Origin of the sequence: Pseudoalteromonas sp. Scap25 (assembly GCF_013394125.1) — a bacterium.
GTDB lineage: Bacteria > Pseudomonadota > Gammaproteobacteria > Enterobacterales > Alteromonadaceae > Pseudoalteromonas.
Genome location: NZ_CP041328.1, coordinates 135146 through 161622 on the forward strand (window position 1 = coordinate 135146; position 26477 = coordinate 161622).

Here is a 26477-nt window from a genome sequence, read left to right on the forward strand (position 1 = left end):
TTTAAACCGACTTTTTCAATTTACAGTAAGGGAAATTTACCAACAATAATATGTCATTCAGGCATTGCTATAATTGTATATTTTTGTAAAATACATGCTCATATCAGAGGGAAAATTGATAGATAAGCAGAGAATATTTACCTTTGTAATTATTTAACTTAACACAATAAAAGGATTTTTTATGAGCAGTACTAATGATCACAACGATAAAACTCAGATTGCTTCCCTAGACTCAAACGCAAAAAAAACGTCAAACATTCGCAAGCAAAATCTACTTGGCAAAAAAATATCTGGCCGCTATTTAATTGAAGAGCTGATTGGCCAAGGCGGGATGTGTTATATCTATCGGGCGCGCGATACTTTTTTAGAAAACGGTAATCGCTCAGAAGCATCGGTAGCAATTAAAGTACTTCAAGAAGAATTCTCAAGCTCTGAAGAAGCTATCTCACTACTAAAAGATGAAACAGCAAAAACGCAACAGCTTTCCCACCCAAGTATTGTCAAAGTGTACTCAGCAGACTCTGACGGCGATCTATATTATGTCACTATGGAGTTAATTGAAGGGGAAACACTAGAACAAATTATTAAACGAAACAAACCCTCTGGCTTAGCGTTTAAAAAAGCAAAAATTATTTTAAAGCAATTAACTGACGCTCTTGTATATGCCCACTCGCGTGGCGTCATTCATAATGACCTCAAGCCTTCAAATATTATTTTTGATTCTAACGGTAACCTTAAAGTACTTGACTTTGGTATTGCCAAACACAAAAGCTTAGACGATCAATACGCTGTAAAAAATGACAGTGAACTGGCAACAATTGGCGGCTACACCCCAACATATGCAAGTCCTGAACAATTAAAGGGTAGTGAAGCATCAGTAAAAGACGATGTATTTTCTTTTGCATGCATTGCTTATGAACTTCTCAGCAGTAAACACCCATTTAACCGTATTGCTGCAGATAAAGTTCCTAAAAACACAACAGTGAAAAAACCAAGTAACTGCCCTATTCTTTTGTGGAACAATTTAAATAAAGCATTAGTTTTAAATGCGAATCAAAGGCTTGAATCATTAGAGCCCATTTTAAAAAGTCTTACAACAAACTTAAACCCTGCTATTTTTGCTACAGCAGCGAGTATAGCCATTATTGCTTTGATTACGCAAAACTATTACTCAAACTCAGATAATACTAAACAATTACAGGCACAACTCGATAATGCCAAAGCAATTAATCAACAAGTAGAAGCGTGGATGTCTTGGCAGGGGCCAACAATTTTAAACAAACTTGAACAAATCCCGCCACAATATGAAGTGCTTAAACAAGGGTTACTAAGATCAAACCAGCAAAGCATATTAGAGAGCTTTAACGATGAAGCTAATCAGTTTAATAATATCGCTGGTCGTAAATTTAAAGATTTCGATAAAATTATAGCCGTTTACTCTGATGCATTAAATTATTACCCTGACTCAGAAAAACTATCAATGCAATTAGAAAGTGTGCTTAGGGAACGCCAATCAATTATTTTTGATATTACAGCCAGAATCGATTTATTACTCGAACAGTCGCGTTATAACGAGGAGCAGCCAAATAGTATTGCCCACTTGATTTTTGACTTAAAAGAAGTTGATAAAACTTACCGTTATCAGCCTACAGATCTTCACTTTGATAATTTTACAGTTGCGTTAAATACCGCGATAGAAAGTGACGATGTGATCACCCAAAAAGTTCTCTTAAACGTGGGTAAAATCGTTTTTACAAACAACAAAAAAGCGGATGAGTTACTAGCAAATTTAATGCAGCGAGAATCTGCTATTAATGCATTAACTGCGTATCAGCAAAAGATTAATTTAGGCGAACAGGCAGACTTTCCTCGTGCCGATGCCGTGGTGTTTTATGGTCCTAAGTTTCAACGATTCTCTGCTCAGTTAGAAACAATAGAAGATCATAAAGCTTTAATGGAATTCGAAGAATTTATTAAATCTGAATCAACAGCATTACCGGATGACTTCTCACTTTTAATTTCGTTGAGAAAAGAATTGTCGAGACGTTACATCAGTACAGCAAACGATTTAATGAAAAAAAGAATGTATAAAGCCGCTGAACGTTTAGTTGAAAAAAGTGAAGCGATTACTCAGTCGTTAGACAAAATGCTCTAAAAAATGCGTTTATTTATTGTTCAAAAATAACACAGCAGTGATTGAATAACGATTGCATAGCTATTAGACTAAAATCAAAATACAGACAACAAAGTCAAGGACGACGAGTGCATTCATATCATCATACACTCCGCCAAGATTTTACATATTTAGACTTTTTATAATTTATGGAGTACCTATGAAAAATTTAAGCTTGCTAGCTGCAGCACTCATACTCACTGGCTGTTCAGCAACATCTAAAACAAACAAAACTGAAGATGTTGTTATTGAGCCAACTCCTCAAATGAGCGAAGAAAATGCACCAATATCACTTACGGTTATCACTAACCCAGCCGACTCTAGAGTTCGTATAATGAATATAGTGCCTGTGTATCAAGATGCTATTGAACTAGATGCAGGTAAATATGATATTGAAGTAAGTAAGGCAGGTTATATTACTTATAGAAACTGGATAACGGTTGATAAAAAAACTATCTTAACCATAGAGCTCGATGAAAAACAATCAAGTCAATCTGCGCAATAGACTGTTTAATGCAGTAAAATGCCTTTTTAAATAAAGGCATTTTAGCATTAATAATAAACATACCAGATATAACCGCCCAAGCTTAAATTCACCGCTATACACAACCACAATACCACTATAAATACGCGCTTTTTTGACTTATGCCGTAAAGCTTGCTGCGCGATAAGTGCGCCTGGCCACCCTCCTAATAGAGCACAGAGATGTAAATGTCGCTCAGGTATACGACTTACTTGTTTACGATTCGACTGCACTGCTTTTCGTTTATCCCAGGCATAATATAAAAAAGTAATACCACTGAGTAATGAAATATAGATCGGTATAAACATCTCAATTTTATGATTTAAATAAGCAAGCCATATTGCAGCTATAAACATACTCGAAAATATAATTAAGGTACTTTTTATCAAAAATAATCGCCTATAATGAAAATAATTAAAAAACACTTAGGTTAAATTATGACATATTTAAAGGCCGCGATGCTGCTGTTATCACTATCTATATTTAGTATTCAAGCAAATAATGAAGCAGACTTACTAGCGCCAGAACTTGCGATATTTACGCCTTACTTAGGCACATGGCAAGCGGATTTCAATACCGAAACAGGTCAGCCAAGCATTCAAGATGTCAGTAATTGGCAGCGCGCACTTAATGGTAAAGCCATTCGTACTTCACACTCGATTAATGAGGGTGAGTATGGAGGGGAGTCAATGATTTTCTATGATCGTAAAAAACAGTCACTGGTTTTCTATTACTTCACAACAGCTGGTTTTTATACTAAAGGCGTCATGAAAGTGCTGAGCTCAACGCAATTTGTGGCTTACGAAGATGTTACTGGTAGCAAAGAAGGGATCACTAAAGTTAAATCAACCAGTGAATTTAAAGATCAACAGTTTGTTGTTTCTACCTCTTATTTAAAAAAAGGAGAATGGACTAAACCGGAACAGCGTATTTATACTCGCAGTACAAAAACCGTTAAATTTAAGTAACTTTGGTCCTAAAACTCAAAAGGCAGCCTAGGCTGCCTTTGTTATTTATAAAACCGCTATTATTTTGCGAATTTTTTAAATGGTTCGTCAACGGGTGTATCAGCTAGGTGATTAGTGTAATTGCTCATTACTTTTTGCGATAAACCAACAATTATTTCTAGCAGTTGCTGTTTACCGTAACCTACTGCAAAAAATTTCTCAATTTGCTCATTGCTAATTACGCCGCGATTGCGTGTCATTGCAAGCGTTGTTTCACGAAGTACTTCAAGTTTTGCATCTGCAAGTGGCGTTTCATTAACCAATGCATCAACAATACCTTGATCAACTTTCATTGAAGCGGCAATTGCGCTGTGTGCTGGTACACAGTAATGGCATTCGTGCTCAACATTAATTGACTGCCATACCACTGTTAGCTCTTCTGCGTTAAACGATGTTTTTTGAAATAAGTCGTGCAGTACTTGGTAGCCTTTAAGAAGCGTAGGTGCTTCTGCCATTACTGCATGAAGGTTTGGCACCATACCAAATGCTGCTACTGAATCAGCCATAAGCGATTTTGATTCTTCAGGTGCGTTGTCTTGAGTATATAACGTAAATTCTGCCATGTTCTGCTCCAATAAATTAATGTAATTAACTAACTTCGAAACACATACTATTTGATTTTGAGCGACTGCTCAAGTTAAAATTGAACAGTCGCTCAATTTAATAGAAACTATTATGGCCAATAAAGTTAAATTTGAACGCGAGCAAGTTGTTCGTGCCGCTAGTCAATTATTCTGGGAGAAGGGCTTTCATGCTACATCCACTCGCGATTTACAAGATGCAATTAACATGCGTCCTGGCAGCATTTATGCGGCATTTGGCTCTAAGGAAGGTTTATATTGTGAAGCGATAAAAAACTATGCCAAGCAAATGCAAAGCTTAATAAATGAGCGTTTAGTATCATGCAGCAGTATTCTTGACGCACTTCAAGATTTTGTAGAGTATGTTGTTATCTCCTCAAAAAGTAATACTCCAAGTGCTATCTGCATGTTAGTAAAAGCTAATAATGAGTTCATTGAGAAAGACAGTTATCTTTACCAAATCAGTGTAGAGCTAATGATAGACTTTGAACATTACCTTACTGAACTATTTACACTCGCTATAGCTGATAAAGGGCTAAGCGGAAATATTGCCGCTATAGATTATGCTCGTTTTTTCCAAATACAATTTACTGGCTTACGTAATTATTTTAATCGACCAAACGTAGAGCATTTAGCCAAACCAATGATCGAAAACATGTTTTCACTCATGAAAAGTCTTTAGCCGAAAATAAAAAGGCAGCTAATCTAAATTAGCTGCCTTTTTAATTTAAAAACAAAGTTCGACGTCTAGGTTTTTAATTTATTAAGTTCAGAGTCTTGCTGCGCAACCAGTTTATTCAGCTCTTCACTGCTGTCGCCTGCCTGAGCAGATAAATCTGAAAGCTGTGAGGCGGCATCAGAAATTATTGTCAAGTTGCGATTTATTTCTTCGGTGACTAGGCTTTGTTCTTCTGCAGCCGTTGCAATATGGGTAATTTGATTGGTTATTTCATCTACTTTCACAACCACACTGTGCAGTGCATCAAAAGCCGTTGAGGTTTCATCTACTGCAGTTTCAGCGCGTACTACACCTTTTTCAATAACAGTTGATGCATTACCCACTTCTGAAAGTAAGCTGTCGATTAAACTACTAATGTCATCGGTTGATGAACGCGTTTTAGATGCTAAAGCTCTAACCTCATCAGCAACAACGGCAAAACCACGTCCGTGCTCCCCTGCTCGCGCAGCCTCAATAGCTGCGTTTAGCGCTAGTAAGTTAGTTTGTTCAGAGATAGTTCGGATCACATCAAGTATTTGGGTAATATCATTACTACGCGATGCTACTTTCTCTACCGCCTGATTAGCTTCTTTAATTTCCTCTGACATGGTTTTAACTTGCGTCATAGCTGATGATAAGCTCGATTCGCTACTTACCACTAGGGTATTAATTTCATCTGCTTGTTGCGCCGATTGCTCTGAAGCTTTTGCCACTTCAAGTGCTGTCGCGCTCATTTCGTTCATTGCAGTAACCACACTTTCAATTTCTTTAAACTGTGCTTGCACATTGTGCTTGGTTTCTACCGCAATGTTCGAAGTAACCTCACCTTGGTGTTTGGTTTGATCTGAGACCGCTTTTAGCTCACTGATCAATTCACGAAGTTTTGATAAAAACTTATTAAACCCTCCAGCTAGTGCAATCAATTCAGCGTGAGTATCTACATGCAGAGTTTGAGTTAAATCGCCTTCAGAGCTTGCTAAGTTGTCAACGCGTTCCTGAATTTGCTGCAGTGGCGCTACAACACTACCTACAACGAGCTTCATTACTATAAATGCCAATACCGCAATCACAGTACCTGTGATCAAAATAATCACACCCAGCTCTTTTGCTGCCTCAGACATGCCTGCAGTTAATTGAATTGGCCCCTCAAAAGCAAGTTCCGCGGGTACTTCAATTAGCAGCATCCATTTCACATCAGCAAGCTTAATTTCAATTGGGTAAGACACCATTATTTCTGCGGCTTGCTTGTTAATTCCTTTAGTGCCTTTTAGTGCTTTGTAACTTTCATAACTTTTAGCGCTAACAGCTTCTTTCAGTGGACGGCCTAATTTTTCTTTATAATGACTGGTACCAACAATTAAGCCCAAATGGCTAAGTAACGTTACTTTTGCTTTGCCATTGTAAAGCGCATTTGAAAGCTCTTCTGTTAACTTTTGAAATACAGGTAAGGTAATATCAGCCCCAGTTACACCAACAAACTTGCCTGATTTAATAACGGGTACAACAAGTGAAGTCATCATTTCTGAGTAACCCGGTGTTATCTCATATAAGTAGGGTTCCATAATGCATGGTTTTAACTTGTCTTTAGCACACAAGTACCACTCTGCCTCACGTAAACCAAATTCATTTATTTTATCCGCGTATTTTTCTGCCGCGTCTTCAACGACCTGTTGTTCAACCAAGCCATTACTGTTTTTAGTGAAATAAATTTCTAATGTTCCAGCACCGGCAACAGAGTGATCATAGCCTTGAGTAAATTCGCTATCTTTACCATCAAAGCCGTTTTGTTCAAACTGAGAATATATAGAAGAAATAACATCGTTACTTTCTAATAACGAGCGATTTAAAGAAACAACTGAGTCACGTTCTATTGAGGCTTTGTCGGCATCTTCTAAAATGCTACCAAGCGAAAAGGGTATTCGGTAAGCTTCATTAATAAAGGCAGCGATTTTCTCACCATAGGCGGCTGCATTTGCTGTTAATCGACCATCCACCTCATTTACAATTAAAGTTTCGGCCTCAGCAGAAGTATTCGCATTACTCGATGAGAGTTTAGACCACAGTATGCCTGAAAATAGTACCACCGTTAAAAGTATACTTCCGACGCTTATCCACAATAACTTTTTTGCTAACGCTATTTCCCGCATTTATAACTACCTTGCTTTACTTATTTATTTTTTAGTTTAGACCAATTTAAATAACATTTTATTAAATGTTTTAAATTAGCCTGAATAACGTAACCTCATAACCAACTACCATTTAACTTTGCTCATTTCGCCGCTGGGTTATTAGCACAACAACAAGCAAACACCTATCCACAGGCAAGGCTTTAATCCATATAGTTTATACACTAATCATGAGAATACTGTTCCAACCAGTCGGCCAGTTGCATCAGCTATATAATATAAAATGTTACCGTATCACTTTTACAGATTTATCAATTAAGATAGCTATCTAAAGAGGTATTGATTGCCAATGTGGCAAAAAATCAGCAAACTCTCCGATAACAACTAATCTATCGGCCGACTTTCTTGTTACTTTAGGGGTTTTTGTGTATGGGTCAACAAGCTATTCCTGAGCGAGCCATAACACCGCTTATCCACTCATGATAGCAATGGTAAATTTCATGACTAGGGTCTGTTGACCTTTCAGGGTTAAATTTTCAGTCATTTGGGTATTAGCAGAATGTTAAGCATTGAGTCGCATTCAATAGCAGCCTTTTCCTGCAACACTTTCACTACAGTTATTAAACTTCTATGCCTTGAGCCAAATTACAATAAGTGTGGATGTGTTTTAGCACCGCTGGTAACGTCGTTATTTTACTAAATTCAATTTTAAGTAAATCGAGTACAGCACCCACTGTTGTAAAGTGGAATTATCTATTTTTTTAATTCATGTTGAGTTTTAGAGGTATAGTAGCAAATAAAAAAACACGCGATGATCACTCATGACGTGTTTTTATAAACCATATAAAGGGATAGATTAAATAACTGAAAGTTCTACCTCAATATTGCCGCGTGTTGCATTTGAATATGGACATACTTGATGCGCTTTATTTACCAGCTCTTGGGCGGCTGTTTTATCCATACCACCTAATGACACGGCCAGTTTTACCGCAATGCCAAAACCGCCATCAATGGCACCAATAGATACCTCTGAGTTAATGTAAGTATCGCTTGGTAAAGCAACTTTTTCGCTACCGGCTACAAATTTAAGTGCGCCAATAAAACACGCTGCATAACCTGCTGCAAATAATTGCTCTGGATTAGTGCCCTGCCCATCGTCACCACCTAACCCTTTAGGCGTTGATAAGTTAACATCTAAACGACCGTCATCTGATTTAGCAACGCCTTCACGTCCGCCTGTTGCCGTTGCTTTTGCTGTATAAGCTACATTTTGTAATACATTCATAGTGAACTCCTAAAATTTAAAATTTTCAAATTAATTACTTTGCACGCAAAATAATAAGGCAATTAAATTCTGATTGCAATTACTTTGCATGCAAATTAAAATAAGCTATCTTGAAATGAAGGGTAATGCGATGTCGTTTGAACAGTTAAAATTAAAAAATCAGTTATGCCATCGTTTATATATGGCGTCTAACAGCATAGCCCGTGCCTATCGGGAGCCTCTAGCAGAGCTTAACCTTACCTATCCTCAGTATGTTGTTATGATGGCGCTGTGGGAACAAGATGAAGTAACCATCGCTGAGTTAATAGATAAAACCGCAATTGATGGTGGCGCGCTTACTCAAATATTAAAAAAGATGACCAGCAAGTCATTGCTTAACGTTATAAAGGACGAACACGATAAGCGTAAGCGTTTGGTGCAATTGACTCACACCGGCCAATCTTTAAAACTTAAAGCTGCTGATATTCCAAAAACAATTTTCTGTAAATTTGACAGTATCGACACTAACCAAGCACAGCAATTAATGCAGTTACTCGATTTAATCGTTAGCGACTTAAGCACCCAGACTGAAGATGAAAGTGTCGATGCTAAAGACAGTCCCAAGTTAGTGCAAACCTAGCGTAAATTTATCCAATGTGGTGCTTAAGCTTTTTTATAGTTTAGTTATAAAAAATTAACTTATTGATTATTATTCATAAAACATTCAATTAACAGTTGGCATACTTCTTCCTAACCCCTTAATGACGTTAGCAACACCAAGGAAAAACTTATGTCTAATTTATACAACACTCTTTATTTTTTATGGCGCTTAGATATCACAGTGTGGCAAGTAAATGAGCCTACAAATACGCATACCACCAGTGAAAAAGAACGAATGTACTCTCGTTGAACTATTTTTAAACAGACTTTGCAAGCTACCCCATAGCGTTGTATTGTAAAAGACTATTTAATTGGCTAGTGGAACGTATATGCATGCTTTAGAAGTTAATTTTGACGGCTTAGTCGGCCCTACTCACAACTACGCAGGTTTGTCGTATGGTAATGTTGCTTCGTTAAATAACGCGGCGAGTTTTTCAAATCCGCAAGAAGCTGTATTGCAGGGCCTGGCTAAAATGAAAGCCATGCACGATAAAGGCTTAACCCAAGGGGTGTTTGCTCCTCATGCTCGCCCTGATTTAAATGTATTACGCCGTTTAGGATTTACTGGCAACGATGCGCAAGTCATTAATAGAGCTTTTAAAGCCGACCCTATTTTGTTACGCGCCTGTTACTCAGCCTCTGCCATGTGGACAGCTAATGCTGCTACAGTATCTCCCTCCCCTGATACTAACGATGGCAAAGTACACTTTACTGCGGCAAATCTTAATAATAAATTTCATCGTTCATTAGAGCCAAATACGACGACACGTTTGCTTAAAGCAATGTTTAGTAACGAACAATACTTTGCACATCATACACACTTACCTGAGCAAGGTTTTTTTGGTGATGAAGGTGCAGCAAACCATACTCGTTTATGCGACAGTCACGGTGAAACAGGTTTAGAGTTATTTGTATTTGGTGCAAGTGCCTTTAACAGTCAACTTGTTAAGCCAGCTAAATTCCCAGCAAGGCAAACATTGGAGGCGTCTGAGGCTATTTGTCGATTGCATAATATAAAAGATACCAGTCAAATATTATTGCAACAAAACCCTGATGTGATTGACCAAGGGGTGTTCCATAATGATGTAATTGCTGTAGGTAACGCCAATGTTTTACTTTGCCACCAGCAGGCGTTTTTAAATCAAACGCAAGCACTAGACGATATCCGCGAAGCCTACGTAGGTAACAAACAGCTGTATATTATTGAAGTGCCAACCAGTAAAGTGAGTATTCAAGATGCTGTTAGTAGTTATTTATTTAATAGCCAACTGGTTAGCATGAATGACGATGCAATGCTGCTCGTTGCCCCACAAGAATGCCAGCGCAACCCTGCTGTAAAAGCGTATATTGAAGAGCTAATTGTTGCCGATAATCCCATAAATCAAGTGCAGTTTTTTGATTTGCGCCAAAGTATGCAAAATGGTGGTGGGCCCGCTTGTTTACGTTTACGCGTGGCGCTTAATAGTCATGAATTAGCAGCAGTAAACCCTGATGTTATTTTAAATGACGAAAAATATACCCAATTATGTGACTGGGCTACTCGCCATTACCGCGATAAACTCGGCGCTAACGACTTTGCCGATCCAGCTTTACTAACCGAAAGTTATCAAGCGCTTGATGAGTTAACCCAGTTGCTTAGTTTAGGATCAGTATACCCATTTCAACTAGAAGCTTAATTGCTTTGCTACTTTAAGGGCTTGATAATACGTTCAAGCTCTTAACGCTAATCTCTCTAAATTCAATTGAGGTTAAGTTTTTAACCTTATAATTATCCTGACTATTTACATACATATAACTCTCTTTGTCAGGGTATCAATTACTCTTGGCAGCACGCTAAAACAGTATCAGTATCATTATCATTTAATTAGTCCTAAAACACTTATTAGAATGGGTCTTTGTACTCAAGCTTGGCAGTATTCCATATAAGGAGACAAACCATGACAACACATAAAGTCATTTTAATTACCGGCGCATCAAGCGGCATTGGCGAGGCGACCGCTAAAACATTAGTTAATAATGGCCACAAAGTGATATTAACTGCGCGCAGTGAAGATAAACTTAATAAACTAGTTGACGAGTTAGGCCATGAAAACGCATTTAGCGTTTCAGCCGATGCCACTGAATTTAATGAACTTGAAAATGTGGTGAGTAAAGGCGTTGAAAAATTTGGCCGATTAGACGCGGCATTTGCTAACGCAGGCATGGGTGTTTCATCAGCTGGCACAGAAAACGGCGATCCTCAAGAGTGGTCAGCCATGGTTGACCTTAACATTAAAGCGTTGTTGTGGACCGCAAAACTCACTTTGCCTCATTTACGTGAAAACCAGGGGCATTTTATTTTAACAAGCTCTGCAGCTGGAAGAAGACCCATTGATGGCTCTATATATGGTGCCACTAAATGGTTTGCTCATGGCTTTGGTCAAAACCTCGCAGAGGAAATGAAACCATGGCATGGTCGCTGTACCACTATTGCCCCAGGCATGGTAAATACGCCTTTTTTTGATGAAGCAAAACCCGATAAGCTCGACCCACAAGATGTGGCCGATGCGGTATTATTTGCTATTGAAGCTAATCAGCGTAATAGCGTACGCGAAATCTATTTAATGCCCACCAACTAACAAGTTAATCCAAAAGGCCAATACTTATTGGCCTTTTCTCTAAAAGTGCTTAATTTTGCTTTTTTAGAATCGCTGTCAACTAAATCGATGAAAAGTCACGTATTGAAACCTCCCTTACCATGCTAAATCTCAACTTTATGTCTATTATATAAGTAAAGTAATTCAATAATCGGAACCCATTTAATGGCTCCTCATAAAGCTAATAATATGTCTGCCCATCAATATGTTACTAATGATCCGTTGCACCAACTATTCGATGCAGTCGATTCTGTATCAGTACAAGGTTATGATGAGCAACGACGTGTAATTTATTGGAATAAAGGCAGTGAATTGCTTTATGGGTATTCACACCAAGAAGCCATTGGCAAAAAACTCGAAGATTTAATTATACCCGCACCAATGCGAGAGCCCGTTATTGAAGCGCATAGTAATTGGATTAAGCATGATATTGAAATTCCCGCCTCAGAACTAACCCTTAAACATAAAAAGGGTAATGATGTGGCTGTATTTTCAAGCCATGTTATGTTTACTAATCAATATAATACCAAACAAATGTATTGTATCGATATTGACCTTTCAGAAGTCCACAAGGCACAAGCAGAAGCCACATTTAATGCCAATATGTTGAAGACTATCTTTGAAGCCATTCCCGACTTATTTTTTGTACTAGAACAAGATGGCACTATTACAGACTATCACGCAGGCAATAACAACGATCTTTATATTCCACCCCAGCAGTTTATTGGTAAAAAAATGATTGATGTACTGCCCAAAAAGGTAGCGAAAAAGTTTCAGATTCATATTGAAAAAACAATAGCACAAGACAATATTGTTAGATTTGAATACGAATTAAGCATGCCTGAAGGCGTAATTTATTATGAGGCAAGGTTGCGCTTACTGCCCAGAAAAAATCAAATCATGGTGATTATCCGTGATATTAGCGAACCACACCGCTCAGCAGAATTGATCCGCCATCAGGCTCATTTTGATAGCTTAACCGATTTGCCTAATCGCTTTTTATCTTTAGATCGTTTGTCACAAATATTAATAGAAGTACAAAAAAATCATGAAAAAGCCGCGGTATTTTTCTTGGACCTTGATGATTTTAAAAAGGTAAATGACTCTTTGGGTCACGAAATCGGAGATAAATTATTAATCGAAGCCGCACATAGATTACAGCAAACACTAAAGCAAAATGACACTGTTGGTCGATTAGGCGGAGATGAATTTATTGTTTTAATATCTAGTTTAAACGATGAAAACGACGCTTTAGCGATTGCTGAGCGATTGCTTCAAGCATTTAGAAAGCCCTTTAAATTGGTAGGCAGAGACTTAATATTAACATTAAGTATTGGTATTGCTATTTCCCCTAAAGATGGCACATGTTCTTCGGTATTGTTACGTAATGCCGACACCGCTATGTATCAAGCAAAAGCGATGGGCCGCAATACCTCCTCTTTTTTCACCCCGCAAATGAATGTTGCAATGCGCCGGCGCTTTGAAATAGAAGAGCAAATGCATGGAGCACTGGAGCGAAACGAATTTGAGCTTTATTACCAACCGCAAATAGACGTAAAAACAAACACCATCGTTGGCGCTGAAGCTTTGCTACGTTGGCATAATATTGTGTTAGGGGAAATTACCCCTGATGAGTTTATTCCCATTGCAGAGCAAACAGGCTTGATTGCGCCTATTGGTGTATTTGTACTGCAACAAGCCCTTCGCTTTTTAAATGAATGGCAATCAATTAATAAGCAAAACTATACCATGGCGATTAATTTATCACCGCGGCAATTCAGAGACCCAGAATTAGTAAATATAATTAAGCGTACTCTGCATAAAAACAGTATTAGCAATGCATGCTTAGAGCTGGAAATTACTGAAGGAGTACTGATGAATAGTCAAACCTCAATTCGTGACGCCTTATTACAAATTGATGAACTGGGCATAAAACTGTCAATGGACGACTTTGGCACAGGGTATTCATCATTAAGTTACTTAAGAGAGTACCCCTTTGATGTGCTAAAAATTGACCGAAGCTTTATCACTGGGATAACAGATAATAAAGCAGACTGTAATTTGGTAAAAGCAGCCATAGCTATGTCACACAGCCTAGAAATAAAGGTTGTTGCGGAGGGGGTAGAAACCAAAGAACAGCTAGATTTACTTAACGAGCTAAACTGCGATATTGCTCAGGGATTTTATTTAAGTAAGCCCTTGCCGGGCGCCAAACTGCTCAATTTTTCATCGCGTTACTGCAAAGCGACTTAAAAGCACTTTAGTTAAAAAGTGCTTTTACAGCTGCGAGTTAGCTCATAATTTTAAAAAGTAGATCGCGTACAGTTGCAGGTTCAAATGGTTTATCACAAATGGCATCCACACCGGCTTGAGCAATATTAGCCAAATGAGTATCGTTGGCCTCTGAGCTCACCATCAGAACTGGAATATGTGAGTACGTATTCGACTTTCGAACGGTTTCAGTTAATTCTTTACCATCCATTTCTGGCATATTGTAATCTGTAACAATTAAATCAAAAGATTGATTATTAAGCATTTCAATCGCTTGTTTACCGTCTTCTGCCTCTACAGGTTCAGGAATACCCATTCCCGCTAATACACGTATTATATGTTTTCGCGCAAAACGACTGTCATCAACCACCAATACGCGAAGTAAAGTGACATCAAAGTGCTCTAGCTCCACCTCTTGCTCGCTAATAATATCCAGAGTCGCTTTAAGCGCACGGGTAATTTCGTCGGCATTAAACGGTTTAGGTAGAATAGCTAATACGCCCGATTGCCTAAGTTGCTCTAAATGGCGCTTATTACGCTCGCTCGACACTAGCATAAACGCCTGTTGCTCAGTGTTGCTGTTACTGCGTATAGCCTGTAATAAAGAGTCTGCAGTACCGTCACTAAAATACATACTACTGATCACTAAATCAGGGGAGTAGCTTGATAAAGCAGCCAGCGCATTTTCTTGAGTGGTGGCCGTTTCAATTTGTGTCACCCCACACTGAGCCAGTGATTTTTTTATTAGCTTTTGCTGCACTTCAGAAGGCTCAACTAATAAAATAGATAAGTTAGCTATTGCCGTTAAATCACTCATTTCAATCCTGTTAATATTAATTAAATAATTTTTATAATGCTCATTATAAAGTAATAACTTACAAGAAAAAGCTAAAACCGCAACAACAGGGCATGTTTACCCTAATCTACTCTTAAAAACGGTAGTTTATGCCCGCATAATAACGTCTTCCCGAATAGCTTGAGTTTAATAACCGAGACTCTGTATCGTTACCTAGGCGCTTTACCGACTCAGATTTAGTTAAATTAATCACAGCGGCTGTCAGGCTCAAGTCCTCTAATAAAGTAATTGATGCATTTACATCAACTTGCTCGTATGGGTCTTGATACACGTTTAAACCACTATTTAAACCCAACACGGTTTCTCCGCGTTTGTTATAAGAAGCACGAATATTAAAAGCATCTCCCTCATAATATATCGAGGTATTGTACTGGTACTTAGCACTGCCAATTAACGGCGATTTACCAAACTCTTTACCATCTACTTCTACATCTGCCTTATTGGTTTTGTTAAAAGTGTAGTTTGCGTAAAAACCAAAACCACTATCAAAGGCATGCTGTATAAATACTTCAGCCCCTTTAGATACAGCATCAGTGCCATTGCCTACGGTGCTATATGGCAATACAGTAATATTTCCCGAATCAACTATGCCCTCTTTACCAGCAAAATCTTGCTGTACATCAATAACTAAGGGAACAACAAAATTATCAACCGTTTTATGAAACAGTGCTAAACCAACAGCAGAGCCTTCGCTGTAATAATATTCAATAGATAAATCAGCTTGCACCGACTCGAACGGTTTTAAGTTTTTATTACCGCCACTGCCACTAAAACCCGGAATTTCATTAAATTCAGCTCTGTCGTCGGCCCACTCATCTGAGACAAACGTAATGCGTTGTTGCGCACCTAAATCGGCATAATCAGGGCGAGACATTACTTTTGCAATAGCGCCGCGCACAACAATATCTTCGCTGGCATCCCATGCAATATTAAAGCTAGGTAAAATTTGGGTATCGGTATTCTCTTGAGTAATGAGTTGATAATCTTCAACAAATCTATCGTCTCCGGTTACCGCCTCCCCGCTTTCATCGTCAGTATGATCCAGCAAATATGTGTACAGATCGGTTGATGATGTCATGGTTTTCGTGCGAACAACACGTACCCCTAAATTACCGCGCACGCTATCAAATTCAAAATCACCTTGTAGATAAAATGCCGCTATTTGCTCTTCAATATCATAAATGAAATTATCCTCTTTACGCGTATACGGCACATAATTACTGGTCACAATATCGCGGTATTTATCCCAATCAATGCCGGGCATTTGATTTATATTAAAACCACCCGCAATATTACCTTCGTTGATAAACACATCTTGTGCTAGTGGCATACCGTTATTCCACTGGTAACTATCAAAGCGTGTGATCCCACCCTCACTGGCTTCTGCTGCGGCAATATCAAAATTAGGATCTAAAAAGAAGGTATTACCGGTTTCGCGGTGAAGCGAAGCTTCTCGATACTTAACCCCTGTTTTAATTGTTCTTAAAATGCCCCAATCGGTATAAATATCAAAATCAGCTTGGTAGTAATCTTCTTCAAGTTCACTACGCACAAAACTTGAATTTGACGAACCCGGATCGCGCCCACCACCCACACCATTGAGTAAGTTAGCTAACGTATTTGGATCTATATTTAAACTAATATCGTTCTCATTAATTTTCCAACCCGCTGTTTTAGCGGCATTTTCTATGCGGTTTTCATTTTCACCCGCGTTAGAACTTTTATAAGCTGCTTCCCAACTCTCTTTCGGGCCACCTTCAGAACGTGTATTACCCGCCACAAAACGGGCTTTGAAGTAATCACCTTCGTAGGTTAAGTTGAGATCAAAAGTGTCAGAGGTTGACTCTTCACGCACATAGCTGCCTCGCATCCACGGCAATTGCATATCATTTTCTATGCCACTTGCAGCTGCATCAAATTGCATTCCATTAACTATCGTGCCCGACTCATCCAAACTTACATCGGTTAAAAAGTCAGGATTTAAAGACCACTCAGGTATATCAATCACCGATTCAGTTCTATTTTTATCAAGTGAAAATCCAAAATAGTTAAAACCAATTTCTACTCGGCTAGTTGGGCGCCACTGCGTGCTAAATTGTATCCCTTCTCGCTCACGTAATTCGTTTACAATTGAACCTCGAACCACTTGAGGAAACCAGACATTGTCATAATTATTGCCTTGAGAATCGCTTACTGAACCCCACTGATTATTATTTTCAATCGGTGCGCCATTAACATCAACCGGGTTATCGCCGGCAAAGCGCCACACATTTGCATCGGTGCCACCCGAAAGAGAGCGGTTAGTGCGTGTTTGTGAGGTATAACCAAACAACACACCAAAAGTATCAGCATCGTTCTTCCAAGAATAAAGTGCGGTTACTTGGGGCTCTGATTCTTCAGTTACATCGGCATAAGTGCTTTCAATATTAATCACCCCTGAGTTTGCATCCATACTTAGCGGTTTACGACTATGCATTAATACCGTGCCGCCCACTCCACCTTCATCTAAACGTGCCTCTGGCGATTTATACACTTCCACACTTTCAATCATGGCTGAGGGGAGTAATGCATAATCAAACGAACGAGATGGCTCTCCTGGTGATGACGCAATAAAATTACCATTTAACTGAGAAAAGGTGAGTTCAGATGATAACCCCCTAATACTAACTGATGAGCCCTCGCCTCCGTCACGGTCAATAACCACTCCGGGTACACGTTGTAATGAGTCGGCGACGTTCTTATCAGGAAACTTACCAATGTCTTCAGCTGTAATCGCATCAACCACAGAGCTAGACAAACGTTTTATATCTAAATTAGCCGCCATACTGGAACGAATACCACGCACCTCTATTACTTCCATATCTTTACTTTTTAATGCTTTATCTTCAGCTTCATCCGCATATGCGTGATTAAACACAGATAAAATAGAGATACACAGCGTTGATTTAACAAAACGTGGAAGTGAGTGAGCAGAGGTTTGAGTTATCCGATGAGCGGTCATAGTTTTAACAGTTCCATTTAAAATACAGTTAATACTTAAAGGTGAGCGTACCAAGGAAAGATGGTACGAAAAAAGTAGCTGTATTTTACATAACCAAGCTTAATAGCTTGTTAATGCAAACTGACGAATAAATGAATGCTGTCTCAATAAGTAACCTACTCTAATAAAAGTAGGTAGTTAAGCCGCAAAATGGCTATTTAGCTGCTTATAAAAGGGCATAAAAAGGAATGACGCGATTAAACAGCAATACGCCGTTATTTTTTAGCGCTAATCGCCTGAATATAATAGCCTAAACTCGCATGAGAAAGCTCACCTATATGGCTGGTAACTAACTCTCCTTGGCTATTATAAAACAAGGTGGTTGGTAAGCCTGCAGCACCGGATTCGCGACTCACATTACTGCTTTGGTCAAAAAACACATGATTAAGGTCGAGTTGCTGTTCATTAAGGAACGCTTTTACCGTGTGTAAGTCTTCACCTTGATTGACAAACGCCACCGTAATATTTGAGTTATTTTTTTGAGCAGCTTGTAGCACTGGCATTTCTTTTCGACACGGCGGACACCACGACGCCCAAAAATTAATAACCACAGGCTTACCTTTAAAGTTTTGTAAATTAACTTGCTGCCCTTGCATATTATGCACAACCGATTGCGGTAATTGCACACCCGTTTGATAAATAGACAATGCAAAGTTAGGAATAATCATTGAACAAAAACCTACAAACCCAGCAATAGCGTAGTTTTTCATTACCGCTTTTTTACCACGCGCATAAAACGCTAAAATAACTATACCGCTTAGCCAGCCATAATAACCAATAAAGCCACCGTCGCTAATATTAAAAAGCTGCCACCAATTACCTTGATAAGCATCCCACATAGTAAACACAAACGCTAAACGCGAGACTAAAAAGCCCACCACAATTGCTTTAAAAACCGTATCTAAAATTGCTTTTTGTAATGGATGTTGGCGCGTCAATAAATAGGTAAGCCCCCAAAAAATGCCTAAACCTAAAAAAATAATTAACTGAGAAATGGAAATAACCAAAGGCCCAAGAGAAATACTTAACATTGCTACCGACTTCTTATAATGTATTTAAGTACCTAAAATAACGAGTACCAGCGTGAATTAAATGCCAACAATAACATAATGTAAGCTGTACTGATTATTAATAACGCATAATAAATTATGTATACCAGCAGCAATATATAACCTAGTTACCTAGTTAACCTTGTTGCTGTATGTACTCCAATGCAGTCATTTTTTTATAACTTACATTTGAGTGCAGTACATGAGTAGGTTCAGGGTCAACAATTTCAATTGGAATAGCATAATTACGTGCAATCTCTAGTGCCATTTGGGTAATGTTTACACTAAAAGAGGTACCCATAAATACCATTTTATCGGCATTCATCATTCGCTGCTGCGCCTCAGTAATACGGTATAGCACGGTGTAATATTCATCAAATAACAGCACAAAGGGCTTTAGAGAATGATTAAGCTTAGGCTGGTTATTTTCAATATTGAATAGCTCCAGTAAAGAGCGATGTAAGTTGCTCTCATCAACATTATCCCAAGGAGTTGTTTGTGGTGTAACGTCATCGCCCTGATGATGAAACAGCGTCATTTGATCAAGCCGTCCATGAATCGCAATAAAATTTTTATTACCCGCCTTACCATCAAGCCCATCAATATTTTGGGTAATTAAGTTTTTATCACTAAGCCAATGATGTACTTCATTAGGACCATGATGACGATAAGTTGCAAAACGATGATAATACCAAGCTAAAAACTCACTCGGGTTATTTTCATACATGGCACGAGTGGCCATTTCCATAGGCGTATAATTTTTACTACCAATGGTCCAAAAGCCATCTTCACCACGAAAAGTAGGAATACCACTAGCAGCACTCACACCAGCCCCAGTAATGTATAACGTATTCATAAAGCAATCTCTTACATTCAATAAACTTATAATACTTTATAACATTGTAAATTTGAGACTTTTACTCTTTTGCTATTAAATTATTTAGGCTCCGATGATTAGCTGAAAATAATTTAGGATACCAAAAAAGTTCTTTATATTTTTAGTTCCGCTCAAGTGCACTCCAAATCTTTCTTTAATTATTGACATACTGGAAACTATGGTAACAATTAGCAACAACTAATTAGTCGCAATACACTTGGCTTTCTAATAAAAACAGATAGATAATCTTTTTAAAGCAACTAACCCATTAATCTCACATACTTTTCAGCCAGTTCGTCTATACTTTCCCGATGATTAGGGTCGGGCTTTATGCAGTCAATGGGGCATACACTGACGCACGTTGGCTTGTCGTAATGACCCACACATTCGGTGCATTTTTCAGGGTCTATTTGGTAAATTTTAGCGCCCATATAAATGGCTTCATTTGGGCACTCTGGATCGCACATGTCACAGTTAATGCACTTGCTGTTTATGAGTAAAGCCATGATTAAACTCTCTATTATGAAACAGCTTGTTTGAAAGGATTGCGGGTATCTTGGTTTTCATCCAAATTTCGCATCAGTATCGCGTGCTCTAAATCGATAGTGTCAGGCAGTGGAATTTTTACAATGTGGCCTGAACCTTTGGCATCGGTGATGCTTTCGCCTTTTTTATTTTCCATACTTTCTAGGGTAAAACTAATATTGCCTTTCGGCGTCATTAGCTCTAATGAATGGCCAACACAAAACTTATTTTTTACATCTATTTCAACCAAACCATTAGCATTTCGCCCTAGTACCTCACCTACAAATTGCTGCTTGGTAGAAACTGAATGGCCGTATTCGTAATTTTGATAATCTTGGTGGGCGTGGCGCTTTAAAAATCCTTCGGTGTAACCACGGTGCGCTAGGTTCTCAAGAGTTTTGAATAAATCAGCATCGAATGGTTTACCTGCGACGGCATCGTCAATCGCTTTACGATACACCTGAGCGGTACGCGCAACATAATAAAATGACTTAGTACGCCCTTCTATTTTTAAGCTATGCACCCCCATTTTTGTTAGCTGCTCTACGTATTGCACGGCGCGTAAGTCTTTTGAGTTCATGATATAAGTACCATGCTCGTCTTCAAATGCGGGCATATATTCACCGGGGCGACCTTGCTCTTCTAGCATAAAAACATCGTTGCTTGGCGCGCCTTCACCTAACGTAGGTATAACCGTTTTAGGATCGATTTTATGTACCATTTCACCGGTTTCGTTCTCAGTGCCAGGTTTAACATCGTATTCCCAACGACACGCATTAGTGCATGTACCTTGGTTAGGATCGCGTTTATTAATATAGCCTGAGAGTAAACAGCGCCCTGAATAGGCCATACACAGAGCACCATGAACAAATACTTCTAGCTCTGTTTCTGGGCATAAAGAGCGAATTTCACTTATTTCTTCAAGCGATAACTCGCGAGATAAAATTACCCGCTCAATACCCTGTTTTGCCCAAAACAATACACTGGCATAGTTTACTGCATTAGCTTGTACTGAAAGGTGAATGGGCATATCAGGCCATTTTTCACGCACTAACATAATTAAGCCAGGATCGGACATGATCAATGCATCCGGCTTCATAGCAATTACTGGCTCTATATCACGTAAATACGATTTCACTTTCGCATTGTGTGGGGCAATATTAGACACTACATAAAACTTTTTATTTAGCGCATGAGCTTCGTTAATACCTATTTGTAAAGTATCTAAATCAAATTCATTATTGCGAACCCTTAAACTGTAACGAGGTTGGCCGGCATAAACAGCGTCTGCCCCATAGGCAAAGGCATAACGCATGTTTTTTAAGCTACCTGCTGGGCAAAGTAGTTCAGGAATAAACGGGGTTGAAGAAGTAACTGCTGACATGTGCGCTCCATACATCGAACCGAGTTCAAGCCGGTTGCATGAATAGTTAAGGGAAATAAAGCGCGCAAGTATAATGAGTGGTCAAAAGAGAAACTTTGATCGAGATCATCAAAATTTCTCTTCTGTGTTAAAAATGAAGAGAAGCAAATTTAAGTTATTTTTTACTACTTAATTGATTAGAAAATTGGCTAACGGCATCAACAACTTGTTGTGCGCCTTTTTTAATGTCACTCATTACAACACCAGATTCTTTGGAGAGTTCGAGTCCTTGTTGCGCTTTATTTCTACCTTGCTCTATAACAGCAACAGTGGCTTGAGTTAAGTTTTGATTTTGCTGTACAACATCCACAATTTCTTCGGTAGCTTTACTGGTTCTTGAGGCAAGCAAACGGACTTCATCAGCGACTACAGCGAAACCGCGACCCTGCTCACCAGCTCTTGCAGCCTCAATAGCTGCATTAAGTGCTAGTAAGTTGGTTTGGTCAGCAATACTGCTAATGCTTTGCACTATGCTCGCTATCAGTTGCGATTGTTTATCTAACGCTGAAATTTCTTGGGCTGTTTGCTCCATTTGCACCGACAGCTCGTTCATAACCTGTGCGGTTTTTTGTACCACTTCTGCGCCCTTATCCGCGTTATTATCAGTTTCAATTGAAGTGCCATGCGCAATATTCGCCGCTTGTTCTGTGGCCAGTTCTTTTTCTACTTGGTCTGTGATCACAGTAGCAAATTTAACTACTTTATAAAGCTCATTTGCTTCATTAAAAATCGGATTATACGACGCTTCTAACCACACTTCATTACCATGCTTATCAATACGTTTAAATCTGCCGGCAATGAACTCGCCATTTCGCAGGCGCTGCCAAAAGGCTTGGTACTCTTTACTGCTGGCCTCTTGTTCGGTACAAAACATTCCATGGTGCTTACCTGAAACTTCTTGCTTTGAATAACCCATACTTTTTAAGAAGTTGTCATTAACACGCAGAACCATACCCTGAGTATCGAACTCAATAACCGCTGTTGAACGATGCAATGCTTTGATTAAATCTTCGTTTTCTCTCGAGCTTTCAATTATTTGTGTAAGCACAGTGCAATGCAGGGTTAAATACTCAAGCTGACCTTGCTCATTTTTTATCGGGTGTAAAATACAGCGTAACCAATCTCGTTGTCCGTTTTGGTGGGATACTTGAATAGCGCCAGCAAAATGTTCGGCTTTACTTAACGCTTTTTTAAAGGCATGAAAATCAGCGTTATTTCTAGCGTTTTCTGGAATAAAATCTAAAATCTTTTTATTGAGTATTTGGCTATTTGAGTAATTAAATTCCCGTTCAAAGTTTTTATTTTGTCTTAATATTGCACCTTGCTTATCAAGCTCCAATACCAACATCTCACTATCTAAACTTTGCTTAACCTGCTCTCCTACAGAAAGCTTACTTTGTAAATCAGCAATTTGATTTTTTAAAGATTGGTTAAAAAACATATATTTACCTTAATTTTTGCATGTACTCGACCTGCATTTGGATCCATATAAAAGTGTATATTTAACAAAAGTCACACCATTTAGATAAAAAAGTATAGTTCAAGTTTATGAACATATAATAAATGTAAAAACATTGTTTTTAGTTCATAAATACAAGCTAGCAAATTTAAAAAGTTGGAAAAGTAGAATAAATTAGGTTTTTTTAACTAAAACGCGTATAATTCGCGCCCGTTAATATTCAACCTTTTATTTAAATTATTGGAGCACAAAGATGGCTTTAGAGCGTACTTTTTCAATCGTAAAACCTGATGCAGTTGCTAAAAACCACATCGGCGCAATCTACAACCGTTTCGAAACTGCGGGTCTTAAAATCGTTGCAGCTAAAATGGTTCACCTTTCACAAGAGAAAGCTGAAGGTTTCTACGCTGAACACAGCGAACGTCCTTTCTTTGGCGCTTTAGTATCTTTCATGACTTCTGGCCCAGTAATGGTTACCGTTCTTGAAGGCGAAAACGCTGTTCTTAAAAACCGTGAAATCATGGGTGCTACTAACCCTGCTGAAGCACTAGCTGGCACTTTACGTGCAGACTACGCTGATAGCATCGACGAAAATGCGGTTCACGGTTCTGACGCTGTTGAATCTGCTGCTCGCGAAATCGCGTACTTCTTCGCTGACGAAGAACTTTGCCCACGTACTCGTTAATTCGAGTTCACAGCTAACCCTGTGATGCAAAGTATGAAAAGGGCTTTCGAGCCCTTTTTTAGTCATTACGTAAAGTATTAGCCGTTTATTTATGATGTTTTACTTAATGATTATAGTGGATGAATTGTGTACAATTCGTCCTTGTAAATTTTTACCATCACCGCCACCGATTGAGGTTGTTACATGACCGAGCAAAAAAAGATTAACTTATTAGATTTAAACCGAGATGCAATGCGAGAGCTATTTGTATCATTCGGTGAAAAGCCATTCCGTGGCGATCAGGTGATGAAATGGATTTATCATTTTGGCGTAGATAATTTCGACGAAATGAGTAACGTAAACAAAAAGCTAAAAGAAAAGCTTAAAAATGAATGCGAAATTGTTGCACCAGAAATATCAGTTCGCCAACAAGCCAGCGACGGTACCATCAAATACGCACTCGTGTTAGAAGGCGGTCAAGAAGTTGAAGCAGTTTGGATCCCAGAAAAAGATCGCGCCACCTTGTGTGTATCTTCTCAAGTGGGCTGTGCACTAGAATGTACTTTTTGCTCAACGGCTCAACAAGGCTTTAACCGTAACTTAAAAGTGTCTGAAATTATCGGCCAAGTATGGCGAGTAGCCAAAGATATTGGCCTAGATGGCAACAGCGAAAAACGTCCTGTCACTAACGTAGTGATGATGGGTATGGGCGAGCCGTTACTTAACGTTAAAAACGTGGTACCTGCAATGGAATTAATGATGGACGACTGGGGCTTTGGTTTATCTAAACGCCGCGTTACATTAAGCACCTCAGGTGTGGTACCTGCCCTTGATTTATTGAAAGAAAAAATAGACGTAGCACTGGCAATTTCACTGCATGCGCCAGATAACGCCCTGCGTGACATTTTAGTACCGATCAATAAAAAATACCCAATTGAAGAGTTTTTAGCTGCGTGTCGTCGTTACATTGACGGTTCAAAAGCCAACAAAGATGTGACTATTGAATATGTAATGCTTAACGGCGTTAACGATAGTACTGATCAAGCTCATGAACTGGTTAAAACGTTAAAAGGAACACCCTCTAAGGTTAACCTTATTCCATTTAATCCATTCCCAGGTAATGAATATACTCGTTCAAGCAACAGTCGAATTGATCGTTTCTCTAAAGTATTACAAGCTGCGGGTATTACCTGTATTGTTCGTCGTACCCGAGGAGATGACATTGACGCTGCCTGCGGCCAGTTAGCTGGCGATGTTGTAGACCGTACGAAGCGTATGGCGAAAAAGAAAATGCGTGATGACAATGCAATTGCAGTGAATATTCATCAAGCCTAATTTTTGAGTAATCAAGAGCCTTTGTGATATATCGTTTATTTTTAAATAAATGATGCAACACAAAGGCTTTGAGGTAAGATAGAGGTTATGGATATAAATAAAGAGACAAAGTAATGCGATCTTTACTTACGTTAGCACTATCAACACTGTTTATAAGCGGTTGTGTTACCGAAAATAGTTACAACGGCAGCGATAAACCAGTCCTCGAGAATAAAATTAATAACGATGGTGCAGCTCGCACGCGCATAGCATTGGCATTACAGTATTTAAATACAGGCAATAACTCTCAAGCTAAATATAACCTAGAACGTGCCAACGAGTACGCTCCAAACTTACCCGAAGTACACTACTCTTTAGCATACTATTACCAACAAGTTGGCGAGAACGGATTAGCCGACAAAGCCTATCAAAAAGCACTGGCTATCAAGCCAAACGACCCTAACACCTTAAACAACTACGGCACGTTTTTGTGCAGTATTAATGAGTATGATCGCGCCACCGATCAGTTTTTAAAAGCGATTGAAATACCCAGTTATATTCGTGTAGCGCAAAGCTATGAAAATTTGGCCCTGTGCGCTATTGAATTTAACGATTTCACAAACGCCGAGAGCTATTTTCAACAAGCACTAAACCATAGCTCACAACGCGCATCTACATTAATAAGTTTAGCGGCTCTATATTATGCAAAAAGCGACTTGTACAAAGCCAGTAACTTAATAAAACGTTATGACGATACCGCGCAAGTTTCTTCTCGCGCTTTGTTGCTTGGCTATTTGGTTAAACAACGAATGGGGAAAATTGAAGAAGCAGAAAAAATTGCGACAACCTTACTACAAACCTACCCAAGTAGTATGCAAGCTAACGCCATTCGCGATAATCAGTTAAGACGAACAGAATTTGAAGTACTACGTGAAAAATATCGCCAAGCCCAGCTAGATGAATTACAAGAAAGTAGTAATAACAACCAAATTATTGCTGAGCCGAAAATAAAAATTATTCGTAAAAAAAGCCCAGTACCGGCTTTAAATAACAAAGCGTCAGATGAGCAAATAAAAAAAATACGCTAGATAATTACACTCCTTTTAACTGTAAACTAAAATAAAGCACAAAGGGTGATGTGCAAATGCTTGTTTTAGGGGAAAGCAATTTAGCATTTCAGTGTGATACAATGCTAAACTGCTACAAATAAGGTGTATTAAAGGACTTAAAAACACATAAACTTTATCAAAACACGGTATAGTTTTTAAAATATTAAATGTAGTGCCTTTTTATAGTGCGCCTTAGCAACAA

Annotated in this window: 21 protein-coding genes and 1 pseudogene; 11 read left to right on the plus strand and 11 right to left on the minus strand. The window is 38.7% G+C overall.

What is annotated here, in order from left to right; all coding sequences use genetic code 11:
- The first annotated feature begins 181 nt into the window (after positions 1 to 181).
- Together FLM54_RS16130 and FLM54_RS16135 are read left to right on the plus strand one after the other, a co-directional pair.
- Positions 182 to 2155: a serine/threonine-protein kinase gene (locus FLM54_RS16130; protein WP_138605837.1), complete on the plus strand. Its 1974-nt coding sequence runs from the start codon at positions 182 to 184 to the stop codon at positions 2153 to 2155.
- A 178-nt stretch (positions 2156 to 2333) separates the two neighbouring features.
- Complete coding sequence (locus FLM54_RS16135; protein WP_178956947.1) at positions 2334 to 2678, plus strand: PEGA domain-containing protein; 345 nt, start codon at positions 2334 to 2336, stop codon at positions 2676 to 2678.
- 47 nt (positions 2679 to 2725) lie between these two features.
- On the opposite strand, the gene FLM54_RS16140 is transcribed toward FLM54_RS16135, so the two are convergent.
- Positions 2726 to 3085: a DUF1294 domain-containing protein gene (locus FLM54_RS16140; protein WP_138764932.1), complete on the minus strand. Its 360-nt coding sequence runs from the start codon at positions 3083 to 3085 to the stop codon at positions 2726 to 2728.
- 48 nt (positions 3086 to 3133) lie between these two features.
- Between FLM54_RS16140 and FLM54_RS16145 the strand changes: the two genes are divergently transcribed.
- The gene (locus tag FLM54_RS16145) at positions 3134 to 3664 is read left to right on the plus strand and encodes a hypothetical protein (RefSeq protein ID WP_178956948.1); all 531 of its coding nucleotides are present in this window, start codon (positions 3134 to 3136) and stop codon (positions 3662 to 3664) included.
- A 59-nt stretch (positions 3665 to 3723) separates the two neighbouring features.
- Here FLM54_RS16145 and FLM54_RS16150 read toward each other — a convergent pair whose 3' ends face one another.
- Positions 3724 to 4266: a carboxymuconolactone decarboxylase family protein gene (locus FLM54_RS16150; RefSeq protein WP_138764933.1), complete on the minus strand. Its 543-nt coding sequence runs from the start codon at positions 4264 to 4266 to the stop codon at positions 3724 to 3726.
- A gap of 112 nt (positions 4267 to 4378) precedes the next feature.
- On the opposite strand from FLM54_RS16150, the gene FLM54_RS16155 reads away from it, so the two are divergent.
- On the plus strand, positions 4379 to 4966 hold the full coding sequence (locus tag FLM54_RS16155) for a TetR/AcrR family transcriptional regulator (protein WP_178956949.1): 588 nt from the start codon (positions 4379 to 4381) through the stop codon (positions 4964 to 4966).
- Between the two features lie 65 nt (positions 4967 to 5031).
- Here FLM54_RS16155 and FLM54_RS16160 read toward each other — a convergent pair whose 3' ends face one another.
- A complete protein-coding gene (locus FLM54_RS16160; protein ID WP_138605826.1) occupies positions 5032 to 7149 on the minus strand; it encodes a methyl-accepting chemotaxis protein in 2118 nt (705 codons plus the stop codon).
- 835 nt (positions 7150 to 7984) lie between these two features.
- On the minus strand, positions 7985 to 8413 hold the full coding sequence (locus tag FLM54_RS16165; RefSeq protein ID WP_138605824.1) for an organic hydroperoxide resistance protein: 429 nt from the start codon (positions 8411 to 8413) through the stop codon (positions 7985 to 7987).
- Between the two features lie 130 nt (positions 8414 to 8543).
- Here FLM54_RS16165 and FLM54_RS16170 point away from each other — a divergent pair, with 130 nt between their 5' ends.
- From FLM54_RS16170 to FLM54_RS16185, 4 genes are all read left to right on the plus strand, one after another.
- Entirely contained in the window at positions 8544 to 9032 is a 489-nt protein-coding gene (locus tag FLM54_RS16170) for a MarR family winged helix-turn-helix transcriptional regulator (RefSeq protein ID WP_008468659.1), read from the plus strand.
- Between the two features lie 349 nt (positions 9033 to 9381).
- Positions 9382 to 10728, plus strand: a complete 1347-nt coding sequence (gene astB, locus FLM54_RS16175; protein ID WP_178956950.1) for an N-succinylarginine dihydrolase — start codon at positions 9382 to 9384, stop codon at positions 10726 to 10728.
- Positions 10729 to 10989: 261 nt separating this feature from the next.
- Positions 10990 to 11670, plus strand: coding sequence for an SDR family oxidoreductase (locus tag FLM54_RS16180; RefSeq protein WP_138605821.1), 681 nt, complete (start codon positions 10990 to 10992; stop codon positions 11668 to 11670).
- 183 nt (positions 11671 to 11853) lie between these two features.
- On the plus strand, positions 11854 to 13941 hold the full coding sequence (locus FLM54_RS16185) for a bifunctional diguanylate cyclase/phosphodiesterase (protein ID WP_178956951.1): 2088 nt from the start codon (positions 11854 to 11856) through the stop codon (positions 13939 to 13941).
- Positions 13942 to 13978: 37 nt separating this feature from the next.
- Here the strand turns inward: FLM54_RS16185 and FLM54_RS16190 are convergent, their stop codons facing one another.
- The 7 genes from FLM54_RS16190 to FLM54_RS16220 all read right to left on the minus strand — a co-directional run bounded on the left by FLM54_RS16190 (position 13979) and on the right by FLM54_RS16220 (position 23170).
- Complete coding sequence (locus FLM54_RS16190) at positions 13979 to 14776, minus strand: response regulator (protein ID WP_138605817.1); 798 nt, start codon at positions 14774 to 14776, stop codon at positions 13979 to 13981.
- A 112-nt stretch (positions 14777 to 14888) separates the two neighbouring features.
- The gene (locus FLM54_RS16195) at positions 14889 to 17816 is read right to left on the minus strand and encodes a TonB-dependent receptor (RefSeq protein WP_178956952.1); all 2928 of its coding nucleotides are present in this window, start codon (positions 17814 to 17816) and stop codon (positions 14889 to 14891) included.
- A gap of 254 nt (positions 17817 to 18070) precedes the next feature.
- Complete coding sequence (locus FLM54_RS16200) at positions 18071 to 18886, minus strand: TlpA disulfide reductase family protein (protein WP_178956953.1); 816 nt, start codon at positions 18884 to 18886, stop codon at positions 18071 to 18073.
- A 154-nt stretch (positions 18887 to 19040) separates the two neighbouring features.
- On the minus strand, positions 19041 to 19760 hold the full coding sequence (locus FLM54_RS16205) for an SIR2 family NAD-dependent protein deacylase (RefSeq protein ID WP_178956954.1): 720 nt from the start codon (positions 19758 to 19760) through the stop codon (positions 19041 to 19043).
- 281 nt (positions 19761 to 20041) lie between these two features.
- A complete protein-coding gene (locus FLM54_RS16210; RefSeq protein WP_178956955.1) occupies positions 20042 to 20287 on the minus strand; it encodes a YfhL family 4Fe-4S dicluster ferredoxin in 246 nt (81 codons plus the stop codon).
- Positions 20288 to 20301: 14 nt separating this feature from the next.
- Positions 20302 to 21690: a tRNA 5-hydroxyuridine modification protein YegQ gene (yegQ, locus tag FLM54_RS16215; protein WP_178956956.1), complete on the minus strand. Its 1389-nt coding sequence runs from the start codon at positions 21688 to 21690 to the stop codon at positions 20302 to 20304.
- A 154-nt stretch (positions 21691 to 21844) separates the two neighbouring features.
- Positions 21845 to 23170 (minus strand): PAS domain-containing methyl-accepting chemotaxis protein, encoded by a 1326-nt coding sequence (locus tag FLM54_RS16220; RefSeq protein ID WP_178956957.1) that lies wholly within the window; start codon positions 23168 to 23170, stop codon positions 21845 to 21847.
- A gap of 271 nt (positions 23171 to 23441) precedes the next feature.
- Between FLM54_RS16220 and ndk the strand changes: the two genes are divergently transcribed.
- The 3 genes and pseudogenes from ndk to pilW form a co-directional block, all read left to right on the plus strand.
- Positions 23442 to 23873 carry a nucleoside-diphosphate kinase gene (gene ndk, locus FLM54_RS16225; protein WP_008111339.1) on the plus strand — a complete coding sequence of 144 codons (432 nt, stop codon included), beginning with the start codon at positions 23442 to 23444 and terminating at the stop codon, positions 23871 to 23873.
- A gap of 183 nt (positions 23874 to 24056) precedes the next feature.
- On the plus strand, positions 24057 to 25187 hold the full coding sequence (locus FLM54_RS16230; protein ID WP_010389431.1) for a bifunctional tRNA (adenosine(37)-C2)-methyltransferase TrmG/ribosomal RNA large subunit methyltransferase RlmN: 1131 nt from the start codon (positions 24057 to 24059) through the stop codon (positions 25185 to 25187).
- Between the two features lie 113 nt (positions 25188 to 25300).
- Positions 25301 to 26200, plus strand: a pseudogene (pilW, locus tag FLM54_RS16235) (type IV pilus biogenesis/stability protein PilW); the annotation flags it as partial.
- Between the last annotated feature and the right edge of the window lie 277 nt (positions 26201 to 26477).